General features: G+C 64.6%; 16 protein-coding genes. 6 read left to right on the top strand and 10 right to left on the bottom strand.

All coding sequences use genetic code 11. The annotated features are described in order from the left end of the window. Nucleotides 1-96: 96 nt before the first annotated feature. The 4 genes from purF to NLN62_RS42730 form a co-directional block, all read right to left on the bottom strand. Nucleotides 97-1,608, bottom strand: a complete 1,512-nt coding sequence (gene purF / locus NLN62_RS42745; RefSeq protein ID WP_254113848.1) for an amidophosphoribosyltransferase — start codon at nucleotides 1,606-1,608, stop codon at nucleotides 97-99. Nucleotides 1,609-1,639: 31 nt separating this feature from the next. After that, nucleotides 1,640-2,269 carry a CvpA family protein gene (locus tag NLN62_RS42740; protein ID WP_027522555.1) on the bottom strand — a complete coding sequence of 210 codons (630 nt, stop codon included), beginning with the start codon at nucleotides 2,267-2,269 and terminating at the stop codon, nucleotides 1,640-1,642. Between the two features lie 167 nt (nucleotides 2,270-2,436). After that, nucleotides 2,437-3,882 carry a DNA repair protein RadA gene (gene radA / locus NLN62_RS42735; RefSeq protein ID WP_254112650.1) on the bottom strand — a complete coding sequence of 482 codons (1,446 nt, stop codon included), beginning with the start codon at nucleotides 3,880-3,882 and terminating at the stop codon, nucleotides 2,437-2,439. Between the two features lie 18 nt (nucleotides 3,883-3,900). Next, nucleotides 3,901-4,629, bottom strand: coding sequence for a sulfite exporter TauE/SafE family protein (locus NLN62_RS42730; protein WP_027522557.1), 729 nt, complete (start codon nucleotides 4,627-4,629; stop codon nucleotides 3,901-3,903). Nucleotides 4,630-4,922: 293 nt separating this feature from the next. On the opposite strand from NLN62_RS42730, the gene NLN62_RS42725 reads away from it, so the two are divergent. Beyond that, nucleotides 4,923-5,291, top strand: coding sequence for a GFA family protein (locus NLN62_RS42725; protein ID WP_254112642.1), 369 nt, complete (start codon nucleotides 4,923-4,925; stop codon nucleotides 5,289-5,291). Between the two features lie 69 nt (nucleotides 5,292-5,360). Here the strand turns inward: NLN62_RS42725 and NLN62_RS42720 are convergent, their stop codons facing one another. Together NLN62_RS42720 and NLN62_RS42715 are read right to left on the bottom strand one after the other, a co-directional pair. Continuing rightward, nucleotides 5,361-5,873, bottom strand: coding sequence for a hypothetical protein (locus tag NLN62_RS42720; RefSeq protein WP_254112640.1), 513 nt, complete (start codon nucleotides 5,871-5,873; stop codon nucleotides 5,361-5,363). Nucleotides 5,874-6,053: 180 nt separating this feature from the next. Next, nucleotides 6,054-6,824, bottom strand: coding sequence for an exodeoxyribonuclease III (locus NLN62_RS42715; protein WP_254112638.1), 771 nt, complete (start codon nucleotides 6,822-6,824; stop codon nucleotides 6,054-6,056). A gap of 38 nt (nucleotides 6,825-6,862) precedes the next feature. Here NLN62_RS42715 and NLN62_RS42710 point away from each other — a divergent pair, with 38 nt between their 5' ends. Next, entirely contained in the window at nucleotides 6,863-7,081 is a 219-nt protein-coding gene (locus NLN62_RS42710) for a cysteine rich repeat-containing protein (protein WP_254112632.1), read from the top strand. A gap of 173 nt (nucleotides 7,082-7,254) precedes the next feature. Here NLN62_RS42710 and alr read toward each other — a convergent pair whose 3' ends face one another. Both alr and NLN62_RS42700 read right to left on the bottom strand, forming a co-directional pair. Further along, a complete protein-coding gene (gene alr, locus NLN62_RS42705) occupies nucleotides 7,255-8,544 on the bottom strand; it encodes an alanine racemase (RefSeq protein ID WP_254113847.1) in 1,290 nt (429 codons plus the stop codon). 166 nt (nucleotides 8,545-8,710) lie between these two features. Beyond that, entirely contained in the window at nucleotides 8,711-10,216 is a 1,506-nt protein-coding gene (locus NLN62_RS42700; RefSeq protein WP_027522563.1) for a replicative DNA helicase, read from the bottom strand. Nucleotides 10,217-10,764: 548 nt separating this feature from the next. On the opposite strand from NLN62_RS42700, the gene NLN62_RS42695 reads away from it, so the two are divergent. Continuing rightward, nucleotides 10,765-10,962, top strand: a complete 198-nt coding sequence (locus NLN62_RS42695; protein WP_254112630.1) for a transcriptional regulator — start codon at nucleotides 10,765-10,767, stop codon at nucleotides 10,960-10,962. Between the two features lie 15 nt (nucleotides 10,963-10,977). Here NLN62_RS42695 and NLN62_RS42690 read toward each other — a convergent pair whose 3' ends face one another. Then, complete coding sequence (locus NLN62_RS42690) at nucleotides 10,978-12,228, bottom strand: cyclopropane-fatty-acyl-phospholipid synthase family protein (RefSeq protein ID WP_027522566.1); 1,251 nt, start codon at nucleotides 12,226-12,228, stop codon at nucleotides 10,978-10,980. A 287-nt stretch (nucleotides 12,229-12,515) separates the two neighbouring features. On the opposite strand from NLN62_RS42690, the gene NLN62_RS42685 reads away from it, so the two are divergent. From NLN62_RS42685 to NLN62_RS42675, 3 genes are all read left to right on the top strand, one after another. After that, nucleotides 12,516-13,571, top strand: a complete 1,056-nt coding sequence (locus NLN62_RS42685) for a hypothetical protein (protein ID WP_027522567.1) — start codon at nucleotides 12,516-12,518, stop codon at nucleotides 13,569-13,571. A gap of 106 nt (nucleotides 13,572-13,677) precedes the next feature. After that, a complete protein-coding gene (locus tag NLN62_RS42680; RefSeq protein ID WP_027522568.1) occupies nucleotides 13,678-14,286 on the top strand; it encodes a TetR/AcrR family transcriptional regulator in 609 nt (202 codons plus the stop codon). After that, entirely contained in the window at nucleotides 14,283-15,131 is an 849-nt protein-coding gene (locus NLN62_RS42675) for an amidohydrolase family protein (RefSeq protein WP_051389699.1), read from the top strand. The genes NLN62_RS42680 and NLN62_RS42675 overlap by 4 nt, the downstream gene beginning before the upstream one ends. 41 nt (nucleotides 15,132-15,172) lie before the next feature. Here NLN62_RS42675 and rplI read toward each other — a convergent pair whose 3' ends face one another. Beyond that, nucleotides 15,173-15,772: a 50S ribosomal protein L9 gene (gene rplI, locus NLN62_RS42670; RefSeq protein ID WP_027522569.1), complete on the bottom strand. Its 600-nt coding sequence runs from the start codon at nucleotides 15,770-15,772 to the stop codon at nucleotides 15,173-15,175. Between the last annotated feature and the right edge of the window lie 26 nt (nucleotides 15,773-15,798).

The raw sequence follows: 15,798 nt of genomic DNA, 5'->3' as shown, positions 1-15,798 counted from the left end.
ATGCGAAGCATCGAACCCGGAATCTCAAGATCGCCCAATGCGCAATTGCGCATTGGGGTCGGTCCTGCGGACCGCCCCGGGATGACAGCTACGCCGTCAGCTCGCCTCGGCCAGCAACGACAATTGCCGCGGCTGCGCCTCGGTCTGGGTCTGGTCGGTGAGATGTGTCGGATAGGCGCCGGTAAAACAGTGATCCGAAAACTTCGGATTGGCCGGGTCGCGGCCGGGCTCGCCCATGGCGCGGTACATGCCGTCGATCGACAGGAAGGCGAGCGAGTCCGCGCCGATGATCTCGCGCATCTCTTCGAGCGAGTGCGTCGCCGCGAGCAGGCCGCCGCGATCGGGCAGGTCGATGCCGTAGTAATCGGGATAGAGGATCGGGGGCGAGGCGAGACGGAAGTGCACCTCGGTCGCGCCCGCATCGCGCATCATGCGCACGATCTTCTTCGAGGTGGTGCCGCGCACCAGGGAGTCGTCGATCAGGATGATGCGCTTGCCTTCGATCGCGGCGCGGTTCGCCGAATGCTTCATGCGCACGCCGGATTCGCGGATCGCCTGTGTCGGCTGAATGAAGGTGCGGCCGACATAATGGTTGCGGATGATGCCGAGCTCGAACGGCACGCCGGAGAACTGGCTGTAGCCGACTGCGGCGGGCACGCCCGAATCCGGCACCGGCACCACCACGTCGACCGGCACGTGGCTCTCCCTGGCGAGCTGCGCGCCAAAGGCCTTGCGAACTTCGTAGACCGAGCGGCCGTGGACGATGGAATCCGGACGGGAGAAATAGATGTATTCGAAGATGCAGGGCCGCGGGGCCATCGGCGGGAACGGCTTGTGGACGTCCTCGCCGTTCTCGTCGAACACGATGACTTCGCCGGGCTCGATGTCGCGCACGAAGCGCGCGCCGATGATGTCGAGCGCGCAGGTCTCCGACGTCAGGATCGGGCAGCCGTCGAGCTCGCCGAGCACCAGCGGCCGGATGCCGCGCGGATCGCGCGCGCCGACCAGCTTTTTGTTGGTGAGCGACACCAGCGCATAGGCGCCTTCGATCTCGCGCAGCGCGTCGATATAGCGTTCGATGAAGCGGGCACGCTTGGATCGTGCGACCAGGTGCAGGATCACCTCGGTGTCGGTGGTCGACTGCATCATCGCGCCGTTCCTGACGAGCTCGCGGCGCAGCGTCAGGCCGTTGGTGAGGTTGCCGTTATGGGCGACCGCAAGGCCGCCGGCATTCAGCTCGGCGAACAACGGCTGCACGTTGCGCAGGATCGTGGCGCCGGTCGTGGAGTAGCGGACATGGCCGACCGCGACACTGCCGGGCAGGCGGTCGATCACCTCGCGGCGAGAAAAGGTGTCGCCGACGAGACCGAGGCGGCGTTCGGAGTGGAAGCGGTTGCCATCGTAGGAGACGATGCCGGCGGCTTCCTGGCCGCGGTGCTGAAGGGCGTGGAGGCCGAGGGCGGTGATGGCGGCGGCGTCGGGATGGCCGTAGATGCCGAACACGCCGCATTCCTCGCGTAGCGTATCCCCCTCGAGATCGTCCTGAAGCTCGAGCCCGGCCGGGGGGAGGTCGAGATCAAGCTGGGCGTTCCAGTCGGGGTTTTGCATCTCGTCCATCGCGCCTCTCTTCGGGCTCAATTCAACGTGCCGCGGGTTTCTCGATCAGCTTTTTAAGGCTGTCACGAGCCGGTTTACTGTAGCCATCGCTGCCGCCCGCAGGCTGCTGCTCGGTATCAGCTTGATCATCATCTGGTTTGTTTTTCTTGAATCTCTTCAAGATGGTGTTCTCGGGGTCGTCCGGCAAGAGCGACATCAGCCAATCCCCGGTTCCCTGGAGCACCACCCGGGATTTGGCTCCCGTGACCCAGTCCGGGCGCTGCTTGTCCGGGACCAGCCAGGTGAAGAACAGGAAGGCGACCACGACGATCAGGAGGCCGCGGGCAAGGCCGAACAGGAAGCCCAGGGTGCGGTCCAGGGCGCCGATCCGGGAATCCAGGATCATGTCGGAGATCCGGACCGTGATCACGGACACCACGATCAGCGTGCCCACGAACACACCGGCCACAACCACGACGCTGGCGACCGTGTCGTTGTTGAAATAGGTCTTGGCGGTCGGCAGCAGCTTCGAGAATGAATAAAGCGTCACGATCGCCGCTGCGCCCCAGGCCGCGATCGACAGGATTTCGCGCATGAAGCCGCGGACCATGGCAAGCAGGCCCGAGATCAGCATCACACCGAGCAGGATCAGATCGAGGAGTGTAATCGGCATCGGCTGGTCTGGTCCGCTCGTACTCTCAAAGGTGCTCAGCGAATCGGTGTTTTGGCCGCCGCCCTAAGTGAGGGGCAGACGGTGTTCCCAGCAAGTCCGGAACCACGCAATCCCATGCTGCTTTGTGACGGCTGTATAGCGGCGGGGCCGGGGATCGTCACCTCCAGCTAGCCCTCTCCACGGCGGAATCTGGCGGGTGTGGCATTTTTCTCGGGCGCGGACGCGGATTCGCCCCGGCGCGAGCCGCGGGCGGCGATCTCGGCGACCAGCGTGGTGAGGCTGTTCACGGCGTTGAGCGACAGCCCGGCGTCGCCGCCGGCCTCGCCACGGGCCGATTCGGGCAGCACGGCGCGGCTGAAGCCGAGCTTTGCGGCCTCCTTGAGCCGCGCGGGGGTCTGGGCCACGGGTCGCACCACGCCGGAGAGCGAAATCTCGCCGAAATAAACGGCATCGGTGGGTAACTGCGCGTTAACCAGTGACGACACCAGCGCCGCCGCCGCGGCAAGGTCGGCGGCTGGCTCGTGGATGCGAAGGCCGCCCGCAACGTTCAGATAGACGTCGTGGCCGGACAGCTTGACCCCGCAATGGGCTTCCAGCACCGCCAGCACCATGGAGAGCCGGCTCGGGTCCCAGCCGACCACGGCGCGGCGCGGGGTGCCGAGCGAGGTCGGCGCCACCAGGGCCTGCAATTCGACCAGCACGGGGCGGGTGCCCTCGATACCTGCGAACACGGCAGTGCCGGGGGTGCCGAGGTCGCGCTCGGACAGGAACAGCTCGGACGGGTTGGTGACTTCGCGCAGGCCGAGTCCGGTCATCTCGAAGACGCCGATCTCGTCGGTGGGGCCGAAGCGGTTCTTCACGGCGCGCAGGATGCGGAATTGCTGGGAACCTTCGCCCTCGAAGGACAGCACGGCGTCGACCATGTGTTCGACCACGCGGGGGCCGGCGATCTGGCCGTCCTTGGTGACGTGGCCGACCAGGATGATGGCGGCTCCCGTCTTCTTGGCGAAGCGGATCAGCGCCTGCGCCGAGGCGCGCACCTGCGTCACCGTGCCGGGCGCAGACTCCACCGTGTCGGTCCACATGGTCTGGATCGAGTCGATCACGATCAGGCGGGGGACCGAGCCTTCAGACAGCGTCGAGATGATGTCCTCGACCGACGTCTCCGCAGCGAGCTGCACCGGCGCGTCGGATAGCCCGAGCCGCTCGGCGCGCAAGCGCACCTGCGCGATCGCCTCTTCGCCGGAGATGTAGACGATGCGGTGGCCGGCGCGCGCCAGCAAGCTGGTAGCCTGCGTCAGCAGCGTCGATTTGCCGATGCCGGGATCGCCGCCGACCAGGAGCACCGAGCCGCGGACGAAGCCGCCGCCGGTGACGCGGTCGAGCTCGGTCATCCCTGAGGACAGGCGAGGGGCGTCAGGGCTTTTCCCCGCCAGGCTCTCCAGCGCGAAGGTGCGCCCCTTGCGTTTGGAGCGGATCGACACCGGCACGTTGCCGGTCGCGTCCTCCTCGGCCAGCGTGTTCCACTCGCCGCAGGCCTCGCACTTGCCTTGCCAGCGATTATAGGACGCGCCGCAGTTCTGGCAGACGAAGGAGAGCGTGGATTTGGCCATGGGACTGGTGAATCGGTGTCAGGGGGAGAGCGTGGCGTTCCATAGCATGCTGAGCCCCGCCGCGACCATGATGGCGTCCATCACCAGGCGGAACACGTCTGGCTTCATCTGCAGCACGAAGCGCTTGGCGATGAAGGCGCCAAACATGAGCGAGGAGCCTGCGATGAGGCCCTTGATTGCGACGTCGCCGGTCAGCGCGCCGAAGCGTTCGAAGGTCACGGATTTCGACAGATAGAGGCCGAGCGAGGAGGCGGCCTCGGTCGCGAGGAAGGCGCCCTTGGTCAGGCCGTAGAACAGGAACAGCGGCACGCTGAGCGGGCCCGTCGAGACCACGATGCCGGTGATATAGCCGATGACCGCGCCGCCGATCGCCAGATGCCAAAGATTGGCCTTCAGATCGTGCCGCGCCAGCCAGTGCCGCGCCGGCACCATCGCGATCAGGAAGATGCCGATCGCAAGATCGACCGCGTGCGAGGGCAGCGCCAGCAGCGTCCGCGCGCCGAGCGCTGCGGCCGGGATGCCGGTGATGGAATAGGCTGCGCATGCCTTCCAGTCGACCTCGCGCCACCAGGCGAGGATCCGCGACAGGTTCGCCATCACGGCGGCCACGGCCATGATCGGCACCGCCTCCTTCGGCCCGTATTCATAGACCAGCACCGGCATCAGCATGATCGACGAACCCGTGCCGACGATGCCGGAAATGGTGCCGGCGATCAGGCCGACGATGAGGACGAACAGGAATGCCAAAGAGGAGGGCTCCGGGAATCGGGGGAGTGTAGCCAATTCTTGCCGCAGATCGGACCGTTTCGCCTGCGCGACAAAAAACCTCGAAAACAACCCCATCCAAAGTAGCCGGGGCTGCCGGCATCCTGCGGTCTGCGAACGGCTTGAGACGGGCACACGTCGGTGTCGCGATGGCGGCGCCCGCTGAGGCGGCTGCCTGCAAACGAGGCGGTGCGCCGCAGCACATGCTGACAGCATGTTGGCAGCAGGCCTCGGCTACGACCATCTCCTGACATTTTCGAGACAGGGAGCGGGCCATGCCGGTCGAAGGAAGCTGCCATTGCGGTGAGACGGTGTTCGAGGTCACCGAGCCGCCGGCCAGCGTTACGCGCTGCACTTGCTCGCTCTGCGCCAAGCGCGGCGCGTTGTGGGCCTATTACACGCCGGCGCAGTTCCGCTTGCTCTCTCCGCCGGAGAACGTCGCGACCTATCAATGGGGAAGTCGAACCGTCAAACATCACTACTGCGCGAGCTGCGGCTGCGGCACCTATTCGGAGTCGCCGGACTGGTCGAGCGGAAAGCCCGACTTCGACAATCCGAGAGTGGGCATCAATGCCCGCCTGTTCGACGATTTCGATCTCGATGCTGTGCCGGTGAACGTGATCGACGGCAAGAATTTGTGGTGACGGGGAATATCGCCGTTTGACCCCGAAGCGGATTTGGACGTGCCTTGAGGTCATATCCGACCGGAATTTTCAAAGGCACGCGCCGTAGTAGCCCCCCTCGACATGGGTCAAATCGCCATGTTCATCGCTTGACCACATGACTGAAATGGATTCCATGCAAACACCGCCGCCCCACTTATAAACCAACGTTCTCTTCCTCCTCTCTTCCTGCTCCGGAGTTAAGCACTGGTGGTAGACCTCCCCGATCGGCACCTGCTGGCCAGGCGGAACGCAATTGGACGGTACGGGATCGGCGGGTCGAAATCCCTGGCCCGCCAAAATCGCTTTCAGTGCGCCCTCTGTTGACCCAACTGGAAATTGTGACTGCAGGACCTCAGTCAACTTTTTGCTGGCTGCTGCAAAGTGGGGCCAGTCTTCTTTGGTAATGACCCCCTTCGCGATTGGCGGCGGCCCGGAGTTGAAAATCGCCGCGATGACGATAACCATGACCAAACGCGCTGTCGGGCTAAAAACAAACAAGCCCGAGAGAATGGCCACAACAAGGGCGAGTGTTGCCAAGACCCAAATAGCAAAACGCTTCACGCAGGTCCCTCTCCCCGAACTCGCTGCTGGTGCGCTACTTTGGCATCAAACCGTCATTCCGCGCACGTCCGAATCTGGCCCATGGCGGAAATCATCGAAGCCACTGCCGACGTCTGCTTCAAGAGACGAAGCCGACGAGTAGCTGTATCTACCGTAGGCAGTGGACTTGAGAGCGTGCGCCTAGCGCAGCACCACCCACACCGGCGCATGGTCGCTCGCGCCGTCTTCGCCGCGGATCGTCTTGTCAACGCCGGCCTTGGTCAGGCGCGGGGCGAGGGCAGGGCTGAGCAGGAGGTGATCGAGGCGAAGACCGGCATCGCGCGGCCAGCGGTTACGCTTGTAGTCCCAGAAGGTGTAGATGCGCTTCTCGGGATGCAGCGCGCGGAGCGCATCGCACCAGCCTTGCGCGACGAGTGATTTGAATGCGGCGCGGCTCTTGGGCTGGATCAGGGCATCCTTGTCCCAGGATTTCGTAGGATAGATATCGAGCGCGGTCGGGGCGACGTTGTAGTCGCCGGCGAGCACGACCGGCAGGTCCTGTTTGAGGAAGGTCTTCGCGTGGCGCTTCAGGCGCGCGAACCAGTCGAGCTTGTAGTCGAATTTCGGTCCGGGCTGCGGGTTGCCGTTCGGCAAATAGATGCTGGTGACGATGATGCCGCGCACGGCGGCCTCGATGTAGCGCGCCTCGATGTCGTCGGCGTTGCCTGGCAAGCGGTCGCGGGTCAACACGGGCTCGGCGTTGCGCGCGAGAATGGCGACGCCGTTCCAGGTCTTTTGTCCGCGCCAGACCGCGCCGTAGCCGGCCTTCTCGATCGCAGCGGCCGGAAATTCGCCATCGATGGCCTTCAGTTCCTGGAGTGCGACGACATCGGGATTCGCCGTGCGCAACCAGCGCAACAGGTTGGGCAGGCGGTGGTTGATGTTGTTGATGTTGAATGTCGCAATCTTCATGTAGAGCAAGGCTCCTCACGCCCCAAACCGGAGAAACAATGTCCAAGTTGAATTTTGCCGCTATCGCAGTCGCCGTCGCGCTCTCCGGGTCCGCGCTGGCACAATCGTCCGATCCGCGCGGCGCTTGCAAGGCGGATTATGACAAATTCTGCGCCGGCATCGCGCCTGGCGGCGGCCGCATCGTCGCGTGCCTCAATGCCAAGCGCGACCAGCTCAGCGACACCTGCAAGAAGGCGCTGGATAGCAGGAAGAAGTAAGCGTTCACGATCACCCTCGTGTCCCGGACGAGGCGCAGCGCGAAAGCGGTGCGACGCAGAGCCGGGACCCAGAAGGCGGCACGGTACAAAGCGGATAGATGGGCCCCGGCTCTGCAGCGCACCGCTGAAGTAGCGCTGCGCTGCGTCCGGGGCACGAGAGCGTGTCGGGTCGGTTAGGTCGGCAGCGGCGGCGGGCTTGCCGGCTGCTCCAGTGGCGGCGGCGCGGGTGGCTCGGCGGCGGACGTCGCGGCGGGTTGCGCGAGAGGTGGCTGTTCGACCGGCGCTTGCGCATTGCCGCCCTTGTAGACCCGGGCATAACGGTGGCCGAGGCTCGTCAGCACCTCGTATCCGATGGTGCCGAAATGATGCGCGAGCTCGTCGACGGTGATGCCTTCACCGAGCAGCGTCACCATGTGGCCGCGCCGCACCGAATTCGGCGGCAGATCGGTGATGTCGATCGCGATCAGATCCATGGAGACGCGGCCCGCGACCGGACAGCGCTTGCCCGCGACGATCACCTCGGCGCCGCGGGTGCCGTCATTGGAGCTGGCGGCGCGGAAATAGCCGTCGGCATAGCCGACCGCGATGATCGCGAGTTTCGTGGGGCGCCGTGCCGTCCAGGTGCCGCCATAGCCGACGCTCTCGCCACGCTCGATGGTGCGAATCTGTACGATGCGGGCCTTGAGATCGACCACCGGCTGCATCGGATTGTCGGCCTCCGGCGTCGGGTTGACGCCGTAGAGCGCCGCGCCCGGCCGCACCAGGTCGAACTGGAAGGGGGCGCCAAGGAAGATGCCGGAGGAATTGGCGAGCGCGGCGGGCACACCCGCGAATTCGCTCGCGATGGAGCGGAAAGCTGCGAGCTGCCTGGCGTTGACCGAGCTGTTGAGCTGCTCGGCGGAGACCAGATGGCTCATCACCAGCGTGATGCCGTGATCGCCCGCATTGATTCGCGGGATGATGGCCTGCGCCTCCTGGAGCGTCAGCCCGAGCCGGTTCATGCCGGTGTCGATATGGATGGCCGCGCCCCCAGTCCAGCCCGTGCGGCGGCAGAACACGTCCCATTCGGCGAGCTCGTTGAGATCCCCGATCACGGGGCGGCAATCGATCCTGGCGTAATGCTCGCCGGTATTCTGGAAAAAGCCGCCGAGCACGTAGATCGTCGCGGTCGGCACCGCCGCGCGGGCGATGCGCGCTTCCTCGATCGTCGCGACGAAGAAGGTCTTGCAGCCGGCTTTGTGAAGCGCGCGCGCCACCGGTTCGGTGCCGCAGCCATAGGCGTCGGCCTTGATCACTGCGGCGCATTCGGCCGGCACCGCGGTCTTCTCGAGCTTGCGCCAGTTGGCGACGATCGCGTCGAGGTCGACGGTGAGCACGCCGCCATAGGCGGCAAGCGCCGCGGCCTGGTTGGCTTCCTCGGAGAGGAGGCCGGTTTGCGGGATGAGGTTCGGGTCGGACGCCATTGTCATGGCATCGTTTTACGCAAGAGGTGTGCGCGGTTCAACCCGAGCAACTCAGAGCGCGATGAGATCATCGCGCTCTGCCTCCTTGCTTGAGCGTGATCTCCGCGCAAACGCGTTCCGCGTTTGTCGCGAGGGAAAACCGCTGCACACTTTTCCGGATCATGCCTTAGTAGTCGCTGCGATCCGGCAACTGGCCGTCATGGGCGAGATCGCCGAAGCGGGTGACCGAGGCATCGAAGTGCAGCTCGACCGTGCCGGTCGGACCATGGCGCTGCTTGCCGATGATGACTTCGGCCCGGCCGACCGTGCGCTCCATGTCGGCCTGCCATTTGGCGTGTTCCTCGGTGCCGGGACGCGGCTCCTTCATGGCGAGGTAATATTCTTCGCGGAACACGAACAGCACGACGTCGGCGTCCTGCTCGATCGAGCCGGATTCACGCAGGTCCGAGAGCTGCGGCCGTTTGTCGTCGCGCGATTCGACCTGACGCGAGAGCTGCGACAGCGCGATCACGGGGACGTTGAGCTCCTTGGCCAGCGCCTTCAGGCTGGTCGTGATCTCCGTGATTTCCTGGACGCGGCTGTCGCTGGCGCGCTTGCCCGAGCCGGACAGCAGCTGGATGTAGTCGATCACGAGGAGATCGAGACCCTTCTGGCGCTTCAGCCGGCGCGCGCGCGCCATCAGCTGGGCGATCGACAGACCGCCGGTTGCGTCAACATAGAAAGGCAGCGACTGCAGCTCGATCGAAACCTGGCGGATCTTCTCGAAATCGGCTTCCGAGATTCCGCCACGGCGGATGTGCGAGGAGGGGATGCCGGTGCGCTCGGCCACGATACGCGTGGCGAGCTGGTCGGCCGACATTTCGCAGGAGAAGAAGCCGATCACGCCGCCATTGGCGGCCTTCGTGGTGCCGTCGGCCTGGAGTTCTGGAACGTAGGCTTGCGCGACGTTGTAGGCGATATTGGTCGCAAGCGACGTCTTGCCCATGCCGGGACGTCCCGCGACGATGATGAGGTCGGAGTGCTGCAGGCCGCCCATCTTTGTGTCGAGGTCGCGTAGCCCCGTCGAGATGCCCGACAGCTTTCCGTCGCGCTGGAACGCTTTTGCCGCGAGATCGACGGCGACCGTCAGCGCCTGCGAGAATTTCTGGAAGCCGCCGTCATAGCGGCCCGACTCGGCGAGCTCATAGAGGCGGCGCTCGGCGTCCTCGATCTGCGCCCGCGGCGCAAAGTCGACCGGGGCGTCATAGGCGACGTTGACCATGTCCTCGCCGATGCCGATGAGGTCGCGCCGCAATGCAAGATCGTAGATGGTGCGGCCATAGTCCTGGGCGTTGATGATGGTTGTCGCTTCGGCCGCCAGCCGCGCCAGATACTGCCCGATGGTCATGCCGCCGACGTCGGTATCGGCGGGCAGGAACGTCTTTAGCGTCACCGGGGTGGCGATCTTGCCCATCCGGATCAGGCTGCCGCCGGTCTCGAAGATCGTCTGGTGCAGCGGTTCGAAGAAGTGCTTTGGCTCGAGGAAGTCAGAAACGCGGTAGAAGGCGTCGTTATTGACCAAAATGGCGCCCAGAAGGCTCTGCTCCGCCTCGATGTTGTGCGGTGCGCTCCGATAGGCGGGGGTTCCGGCATCGGGCGCGAGTTTCAGGACGGTCGAATCAGTCAGGGCCATGGTCGGAGGTGCTTAGCAACTTTTCCGGCGGGATGCGGGGCGGCGATAAAGCGCCGACGGCAGGCAAAGCGGAAGCGAAAGCTGGTCGCTATCAACCGGTCTTTAAAATGGTGGATGGTTAGCAGCCGCAGCATGCGCGATGCTTGACTGATGTTTTGCGGAATTCGCCTCGGCGCCTTGATCCCGCTCAGGCCGAGCCACGGAAAATTCCGGATGATGTGAACCTTATATGTCGGCGCGCAGACCTATTTTGCGGGCGCGCATCATGCGGCGCACTGGCCGGCCGACTGTTCAGACGATCAGGAGGTAGACCAGCGCAACCAGGGCGGCGGCAACGCCGGTGGCGATCAAGGCATAGTCTGTGCGGAGATCGTCCTGCACGTCGAAGGAGGTTTGGATCTTCTTGCTCATGGCGACGGTCTAGGACAATTCCGACCACCGCTTTGTGAAGCAGATCACAGAACCCCGGAATCTTTCGTGTGAGGCTCGGAACGGGCCGCCGGGTAGGGAATTGATCTGGTCCGCGACCGTCAGGAGACGAGGCGAAAATGCGGCAGGAGCTGCAGATATGGAAAAGCGAGGCGGGCAGCCGGATCTGGCTGTCGGCGCTGATCGCTGCCATGGAGGACGCCTCCCTGCCGGAACGCGAGGGGTCCATGGTGCCGGCCGAGACGCTGGCGCAGTTCCGTGCACGGCTCGCGCTACCGGCTTCGCTGCTCTACTCAGCCCCGCGCCTGCGTCACTAGCCTTCATTTGTAATATTATTCGCCCGCCAGCTTCAGCCTGGGCCTGCTGCTGCCCTCCAGGCCGCGCAGCCGCGCCTCCTCATGGCCGATATAGTCGCGGGTCACGGGGACCACGCCCTGCCGTTTGGTGAGCTGGATCTGGAAGTTCATCATGCCCTGCTTGCGGAAGGTCATCTCGCAGGCGGCCAGATAAAATTCCCACATCAGCGCAAATCGCTCGTCATAGAGCTGCACCGCTTCCTCGCGCCGCGCCATGAAGCGCTCGCGCCAGGCCTTCAGCGTCTCGGCATAGTGCAGGCGGAGGATCTCGATGTCGCAGACGAGCAGCCCTGCGCGCTCGATTGCGGGCAGTACCTCGGACAGCGCCGGGATATAGCCGCCGGGGAAGATGTATTTGGCGATCCAGGGATTGGTGGAGTCCGGCCCCTGCGAACGGCCGATCGAATGCAGCAGCATGACGCCGTCCTCGCTGAGGAGCTCAGCGCAGCGCTGGAAATAGGTCTCGTAGAACTTGACGCCGACATGCTCGAACATGCCGACCGAGACGATACGGTCGAACGGACCGTCGATGTCGCGATAGTCCTGGAGCAGGAACCGGGCTGACCGGGTCAGGTTCTTCTCGGCCGCACGGGCATTGGCAAGCTGCAACTGCTCGGTCGACAGCGTGATGCCGGTGACGTCGGCGTCTGCGATCTCGGCGAGGTAGAGGCCGAGCCCGCCCCAGCCGGAGCCGATATCGAGCAACCGGTGGCCACGTTTGATGGCGAGCTTCGCTGCGATATGCCGCTTCTTGGCGAGCTGGGCGTCGTCGAGCGAAGTGTCCGGCGTCTCGAAATAGGCGCAGCTATATTGCCTGTCGGCGTCGAGGAAGAGCGCATAGAGCCGGCCGTCCAGATCATAGTGATGGGCGACGTTGGTCTTCGCGCGGGCACGCAGGTTGAACTGCTTCAAATGTCGCGTCAGGTAGCGCAAGTGCCACTGGGGTTTGGCCCACTGTGGCAATGTTCCGGGTTGATCCAGGAGGATCGCCAGGGCATCAGCGATCGAGCCTTGCTCGACGACGAACTCGCCGTCCATATAGGCCTCGCCGAGCCCGAGCTCGGGATTGAGCAGGATCTTTCGCTGCGCATCGGTTGTCGCGAAGCGGACCGCCACACGTTGGCCAGAGCCGTCACCGCATGTGAATTTTGCGCCGCTTACGGTCGTCACCGTCATCCATCCGCGCCGGATGAACTTGGTCAGGAAGCTACGCAACAAACGGTCCATAGAACCACCCTGTCGAGCGAACCCGAAAAGATGCGACTAACCCCCGCCATCACACCGACGCTTCGGAACTGCGTTGGTTCCTATGCATCTGCATGGGAATGTAATCAGCTGGTTCCGGACCTGCTATTGCGTTGTGTTCAAAGCCGATATTCGCAAAACGCGCGATCACATCCTTGCGTCATGAGCGTGCTTCCAATTGCAGCGCAATCGGCTAAAAGGTGACCCGCCGCCAGCGCCGCCCACGCGTGCGGGCTGGCCTTCTTGCGTTTTTCAATGGAGATGACGGGATGTCGAGCCGAGCGCTCAGCCTCGCGACGGTGTTGCTTCTGATCGGCCTTGGCGCTCCGGAGGCTGCGTTTGCGCAGGCGACGAACCTCGAGGCCGGCAAGAGTCCGTCCCAGATCTTCGCCCAGACCTGCAATGCCTGCCACAAGTCGCCGCGGGGGCTGCTCAAGTCGGTGCCGCCGGGCTCGCTGCCTAGCTTCCTGCGCCAGCACTACACCACGAGCTCGGACATGGCGGGCGTGCTCTCCTCCTACCTCGTCTCCAATGGTGCGACCGACACGCGCTACCAGGCCAAGGACGGCAAGGACAAGAAGGACGGCGCCAAGGAGAAGGAAAAAGAAGCCAATTCCAGCGCCACGCAACAGCCCGAGCCTTCCAGCCGGCGCCAGCGCCAGGACGCGGCGAAGCCGGAAGGTGAGGGCGCTCCGGCATCCGAGACCGGCCGGGCCGGTTCGAGGCGGATGGCGCGGCCGAGCGAAGAGGGTGCAAAGGAAGGCGCCAAGCCCGAGGGGCAAGCGACCAATGAGCGCGGTCCCGAGGGCCGCAAGTCCAAGCAGCGCCTGAGCAAGCGCGGCAAGCCCGAGCCCGAGGAAGCTCCGAAGGCTGACACCCCCAAGGGCGAAACGCCCAAAGACATGCCCGCCGCAGCCGAGCCGCCGGTCGAGAAGAGCGAACCCAAAAACGATACGAAGAACGACAGCGCCAAGGTCGATACCGAGGCCAAGCCCGACAGCGCGAAGGACAAGCCGGCGGAGAAGCCGGCCGACAAGCCCGAGAGCGCCAAGGTCGAGCCTTCGACCAGCCAGACCCCAGCGCTGCGGCCCGATCCGGTGCCGGACGTGACGCCGGCCCCGTCGGCTGCTGCCAAGCCGGCAGATGCGCCCGTGCAGAAGCCAGCAGACACCGCGGGCAAGCCCGCCGATGCCTCTTCAAACGGCAGCGGCGCCTCTGCGCCGGCGGCGGCCAAGCCGCAGGACGCGGCGCCGCCTGCGGCCGCGGCCGCCCCGCCGGCTCCGGCCGAGCCGTCCGGCTCGCCGGCCCCGCCGATCTCCCGCTAACGAGACTTCCATCTCGTCATTGCACCGGAGGCCGCTCATCGCGGCCTCCGCGTCGTCTTGACCGCAGCTAGAGTACTGCTCTAGAGTATTACTCTAGGAGGTGCCGATGTCGGCTGGCGTGCGTGACGATCTGTTAGCCGCGGGGCTGGCGATCTTCGATCGTGCGGGCTTCGAGGGCGCGACGGTGGCCGCGATCCGCGCGCGGGCGCGTGCCTCCAATGGCAGCTTCTTTCATTTTTTCGCCTCGAAGAAGGAGCTCGCCGGCGCGCTGTTTCTGGAAATTCTCGCCCGGTATCACGCAGCAGTGCTGAATTCGGTCGATGAGTCCTGCGGCGCGCGGGAAGGTGTGGCGCGATTGATACGCGCTCATCTGGACTGGGTGGTGAACTCCAGGCGAGAAGCGCGTTACCTGTTCGAGATCTCCCGCAGCGAATGGACCGAAGATGTCCGCGACGCGCAGCGTGCGCAGAATTCGCGTCTTGCGGAAGCCGTCGAACGCTGGCGCGCGCCGCTGGTCGCGCGCGGCGAGTTGCTGCCGATGACGGCCGCGCTGTTCTTCAGCCAGATCATCGGACCGGCGCAGATTTTCTGTCGCGCCTGGCTGTCGGGCCGCGATCGTTCCGATCCGAGAGACCAGACCGACATGCTGATCGCATGCGCCATCCGCGCAGTGGTCACGCCGAACGTCTCTAGCGCGGGAACAGATGGGCCATGATCATCGACGCATGGGGGCAGCACCCGACGCTGCGTCACAGTCAGGACGACATCTTCGCGTCGCTGCGACGCTGGACCAAACGCGATAGTCCAACTCACGAGCTTCCTGTCGCGGCCACGGTCCGCGCGATGGAGGAGCGCGGAATCGACAAGATGCTGATTTCGGCGTGGGTTGCCCCGCGAAATGTCATGATCTCGAACGACGAGGTGGCTGGATTCGTGGCGCAAGCGCCCGACCGCCTGGTCGGCGTCGGGTCGGTCGATATATCGAGGCCGATGGATGCCGTCAGGGAAATCCGCCGCTGTGTCAGCGAACTCGGTTTCAAGGCAATTCGCGTCCTTCCCTGGCTCTGGGATTTGCCGCCGACCGATCGTCGTTTCTATCCGGTCTATACGGCGTGCTGCGAATTGAACGTGCCGTTCTGCACGCAGATCGGACATACCGGCCCCCTGATGTCATCGGAAGTAGGGCGCCCGATCTATCTCGATCGTGTTGCGCTGGATTTCCCCGAGCTCAGCATCGTCGCCGGCCACATCGGTTATCCCTGGACCGAGGAGGCAATCGCGGTCACCACCAAACACGAAAACGTCTTCATCGATACGTCGGCCTATACGGTCAAGCGCTATCCGTCCGTGTTGATCGACTACATCCGCGCGCATGGCCGTACCAAGGTGATGTTCGGCACCAACTATCCCATGATAACGCCGGCGAAGGCTCTTGAAGGCTTCGACCAGCTTGATCTCGACGACAGTGTCGCGAATTTGTTCCTCGGCGAAAACGCGAAGCGGGTATTCAAGCTCGGCGGCGGCGAAGACGACGGCCATAAGCAAAGAAGCCCGGCCTGAGGGCCGGGCTTCCGTTCGTCGAACAGGTTAGCGAGCGCGCGTTACTCTTCGGTCGCGGCAGGCGCCGGCTGCACGTCGTCGTGCTGGGCTTCCGGATCGAAGAACTCGCCGGCGGCGGCGATCGCCTCGGCGGCCGCGTCGCGGTCCTCGTTGCGGGTCGAGATGTCCTCGCCGCGGTTGATGCGTTCGGCTTCTTCCTGGCTGCGCGCAACCGTCACGGTGACTTCGATCTCGACCTCCGGGTGGACGGCGATCGTGATGGTGTGCTTGCCGATGGTCTTGATCGGCGCGTCGAGCTGCACCTGCGGGCGGGCGAGCGAGATGCCGTCGGCCTCGAAGGCGACGACGATGTCGCGCACCGTGACCGAGCCGAACAGCTGGCCGGCTTCGGAGGCCTGACGGATCACGGTGATGTTCTTGCCCTCGATCTTCTCGGCGACCTTGGACGCCTCGCCCTTGGCCTTGAGGTTGCGCGCCTCGAGCTCGGCCTTCATGCCGTCATACTTGGCGCGGTTGTCGTTGGTGGCGCGCAGCGCCTTGCCGCGCTTGAGCAGGAAATTGCGGGCATAGCCGTCGCGAACCTTCACGACTTCGCCCATCTGGCCGAGCTTGGCGACGCGTTCCAGCAAAATGACTTCCATAATCGTTCTCCTTTTGAAGTGCTGTG

The organism is Bradyrhizobium sp. CCGUVB23, from assembly GCF_024199885.1.
In the GTDB taxonomy this organism is placed as follows: domain Bacteria; phylum Pseudomonadota; class Alphaproteobacteria; order Rhizobiales; family Xanthobacteraceae; genus Bradyrhizobium.
The sequence above is the reverse complement of the archived record's forward strand: the minus strand, read 5'-3'. Positions and strand labels throughout refer to the sequence as shown.